This is a genomic window from Stutzerimonas stutzeri KOS6, assembly GCF_000307775.2.
GTDB lineage: Bacteria > Pseudomonadota > Gammaproteobacteria > Pseudomonadales > Pseudomonadaceae > Stutzerimonas > Stutzerimonas stutzeri_B.
This window is the reverse complement of sequence record NZ_KK020676.1, coordinates 1,807,861-1,811,242: the sequence shown is the minus strand read 5'-3', so window position 1 is coordinate 1,811,242 and position 3,382 is coordinate 1,807,861. Positions and strand designations below refer to the sequence as shown.

Here is a 3,382-nt window from a genome sequence, read left to right as displayed (position 1 = left end):
CTTTAGCCATCGAGACCGTCTCCCATCGTTGAATTGAGCTAGTCACGCCACCATTAAAACAAAGGCAGATATTCACATATCTGCCTTTGATGTTTGGAGCTCATGAGCGGATTTGAACCGCTGACCTCACCCTTACCAAGGGTGTGCTCTACCAACTGAGCTACATGAGCGAAGCAATCCGTAACCATCGAAGCTGGAGCGGGTAGCGGGAATCGAACCCGCATCATCAGCTTGGAAGGCTGAGGTTCTACCACTAAACTATACCCGCGAACGCCGAAGCTTACGCTTGAATCTGGTGGAGGGGGAAGGATTCGAACCTTCGAAGTCTATGACGTCAGATTTACAGTCTGATCCCTTTGGCCGCTCGGGAACCCCTCCAAAGTGAGGCGGCATTTTCATCACTTGCCACCCAGCTGTCAAGCATTTTCTCATATAAATCTTGAGGTTAGCTTTACTGACAGCCGCTTCGCGAGCGAGACATCTACCCTCGTTGCGAAGCGGGCGCCATTCTATGCAAACTAACCTGAAGATGCAACTGCACAAGACATCTGCTGATGCTGCAATGCGGGCATATCCACCTTCAGCGCACTTAATAACGCATCACCTACCTGATGACGGCTCGCAGCAGCTACCCGAACCCAATACTTACGATGCATTCTCGGCAGCTCACGCATCAATGCCACGTAGTCCACTTCTCGAAGGCGAGCAACCACGCCCTCAGCTGAGTCCTTGCGCGAAAAGATTCCAAGCGAAATGCCGTTGGCAAGATCACCGACCGTAATTATGTAGCTATCAATACTGCGGCTTTGCAGCTCACGAAGTTGCCGCAAGGAAGCCTGCCTTGAGGCAAGAGGCGGCAGATACACCCAATAATCAACACTACCAGCCGTATCTACCACCTGGAGGTCTGACTGAACATCCAGGCTCAGCAGCCTCTGCTCCAATGAGGCGGCAGCGCGCTCCTCATCGAAGCCCCCAAGAAACAAACACGTATCTTCGGCCTGATGCCCCGGCACCACCTCCTCCCTGCGCTCCAGAGGCTGCGACTCACTGAGCAGCTTGATGCCGTCATTAGCACGGCCGTAAACATCAAGCGGGGCCACTTCCTTGACCCGAACGGGGGCCTGATACTGGTGCTGCACCCAGAAGAAAGCATTCAAAAGCACTAGCAGGAGAAAAAACCAACGCATGCAGATCTCGACTCTTCAGTGAAGCGACTAGGGGCAGGCGATAGCCAAACCACGGAACACCAGATCCGGCACACACCGCACCCCGGCGATATCGTCAATCAGCGCCGCGTCGCCGCCCGTAGCATAGACCTCGAAATGATCGCCGAGATAAGTCGGCGCCTGCTGGATCTGAGCATCAACAAAACTGCGCAGCATCATCAAGCACCCCCGCTCAACGGCCTGCGCAGTAGAGCACCCGGGGGCGAGCTCACTGATATGCACCCCTGCATCCTCGGAGTATCTAATTCGCTGGGTGTGGGACTTGAGCAGATGGCGAAGCAAGGAAATGCCTGGACAAATATACCCACCGAGGTGTTTTCCTTGAGCATCGACCAAATCAACCGTAACAGCCGTCCCCAAGTCGACCACCAGCATTGGGCCACCTTTGACCTGATAGGCGCCAACAATCGCCAGCCAACGGTCCATACCAAGCTGCTCGTATTCGATATACCCGTTAACCACACCACCAAGCTGCGGCGTCGGCATTGCCCGGGAAACCTGGATCCCCAACGCAAGAGAAAGCCGTGAACACACCAACTCCGTCTGCTCGTCGCTACGCACACTCACCAATCTTGCCCGAGAGATACTCACCTCAGAGAGAGTGGAAAGCGCAGCAACCAGATCATCAACCAAACACGAGGAGCCCTGCGCGACAACCGTATTCGTAATCAGCTCGCATATCCGCCATTTGATCAGGGTGTTCCCACAATCCAGCTCAAGAATCATCGTGCCAGCCTCAAGCTAAGCTCCCCACCACTGAACGAACGCTCCTCGCCATTCACGTTCAACCGAAGCGCCCCCTGATTATCAACACCCAAGACAGTCCCGGAGAAGTCTTGCGCTCCAGTACTGAGCGTACAATCACGAGACTGCCATATGTGGCTGGCCTCCCATTCATTCTTCAGCGCTGAAAAGCCAAGAGAAGCATGCCGATCCAGGTACCGCTTAAGCAGATCACTCAAGGATACGACCAACTCGTTTCGATTGATCATACCCACTGATGACCTCATAGAGGTCCAAGGCTGATCGATGCCCTCGGCGACGAGCATGTTCACGTTAATACCGATACCGATCACCACATGACATGCGTCTGCGGGATCACCGGTTAGCTCCAAGAGCACACCAGCGACCTTCTTTCCATCGGCATAAACATCGTTAGGCCACTTCAAACCAACCTGAGCAACGCCGGCCAGGCGTAGCGCCTGCATCACGGCCAAGCCCACAACCAAGCTCATGCCTGAGAGCTGACGAGGGCCTCCTTGCACCTTGATTACCAGACTGCAATATAAATTAAGCCCAAAGGGACTTATCCAGGCACGTCCACGACGCCCCCTACCGGCGGTCTGTGCCTCTGTGAGCACAACGAAAGGGGCCGGCACTCCGCGCTGCAACGCCCGGAGAGCCTCGGCATTTGTAGAATCAACGGATTCATGGACCACCAGCCCCCAGTGAAGCCCTTCAAAGTGCGGAATTAGCAAATCCGCATCAAGCAAGGATATCGGCTCTGCCAACCGATACCCCCGCCCCGGAACCTTATACAGTGGCAGCCCGGTTTCGGTTTCCAGTCGCTGCAGATGCTTCCAGACCGCACTGCGGCTTACCCCAAGCGCCTCGCCCAACTCGAGCCCGGAATGGAACCTGCCATCTTGGAGCAACCTTAAAAGCCTGTTCATGCCACCCCCTTTAACGAGGCCCGAATAATATCGATACCCACGCAAAGTGCCTACATCGCATTTTTTAGACGCGCAAAAGCAAACCCCCGACCGGCGTTAGCCGATCGGGGGTTTGTAATAGGAGCTTGACGATGACCTACTCTCACATGGGGAAACCCCACACTACCATCGGCGATGCGTCGTTTCACTACTGAGTTCGGGATGGGATCAGGTGGTTCCAACGCTCTATGGTCGTCAAGCAATTCGGTTGCTGCCTCGGGGTTTAGCCGCTGCAGCGAATTGGGTATGTGATATACAGGTATTGCGTGTTCTTGCAAATTTTCGGTTTGTTTGTCGACTTACCGTCTAACAGCCAAATTGTTTGGGTGTTATATGGTCAAGCCTCACGGGCAATTAGTATTGGTTAGCTCAACGCCTCACAGCGCTTACACACCCAACCTATCAACGTCGTAGTCTTCGACGGCCCTTCAGGGAGCTCGA

3 protein-coding genes, 3 tRNA genes and 2 rRNA genes (1 of these 8 cut by a window edge) are annotated in these 3,382 nt (G+C 54.5%); all 8 read right to left on the bottom strand.

The genetic code is table 11. From position 1 onward, the window contains the following. Window positions 1-94: 94 nt before the first annotated feature. Window positions 95-170 (bottom strand) — tRNA-Thr (locus B597_RS36420). Between the two features lie 24 nt (window positions 171-194). Then, window positions 195-268: transfer RNA gene (locus tag B597_RS36415), tRNA-Gly, on the bottom strand. A 25-nt stretch (window positions 269-293) separates the two neighbouring features. After that, window positions 294-378 (bottom strand) — tRNA-Tyr (locus B597_RS36410). A 140-nt stretch (window positions 379-518) separates the two neighbouring features. Beyond that, entirely contained in the window at window positions 519-1,190 is a 672-nt protein-coding gene (locus B597_RS36405) for an SPOR domain-containing protein (protein ID WP_024162107.1), read from the bottom strand. Between the two features lie 27 nt (window positions 1,191-1,217). Then, window positions 1,218-1,955: a type III pantothenate kinase gene (locus tag B597_RS36400; RefSeq protein WP_003292969.1), complete on the bottom strand. Its 738-nt coding sequence runs from the start codon at window positions 1,953-1,955 to the stop codon at window positions 1,218-1,220. Beyond that, window positions 1,952-2,902 carry a bifunctional biotin--[acetyl-CoA-carboxylase] ligase/biotin operon repressor BirA gene (gene birA, locus B597_RS36395; RefSeq protein ID WP_003292971.1) on the bottom strand — a complete coding sequence of 317 codons (951 nt, stop codon included), beginning with the start codon at window positions 2,900-2,902 and terminating at the stop codon, window positions 1,952-1,954. The genes B597_RS36400 and birA overlap by 4 nt, the downstream gene beginning before the upstream one ends. A 123-nt stretch (window positions 2,903-3,025) precedes the next feature. Then, window positions 3,026-3,141: ribosomal RNA gene (gene rrf, locus B597_RS36390) — 5S ribosomal RNA — on the bottom strand. A gap of 133 nt (window positions 3,142-3,274) precedes the next feature. Beyond that, window positions 3,275-3,382: ribosomal RNA gene (locus B597_RS36385) — 23S ribosomal RNA — on the bottom strand; it runs 3,205 nt beyond the window's last position.

What these genes read in the sequence shown, in the direction of transcription:
- B597_RS36405 (WP_024162107.1), bottom strand. Translation starts at nt 1,190, where the DNA reads ATGCGTTGGTTTTTTCTCCTGCTAGTGCTTTTGAATGCTTTCTTCTGG.
- B597_RS36400 (WP_003292969.1), bottom strand. Translation starts at nt 1,955, where the DNA reads ATGATTCTTGAGCTGGATTGTGGGAACACCCTGATCAAATGGCGGATA.
- birA (WP_003292971.1), bottom strand. Translation starts at nt 2,902, where the DNA reads ATGAACAGGCTTTTAAGGTTGCTCCAAGATGGCAGGTTCCATTCCGGG.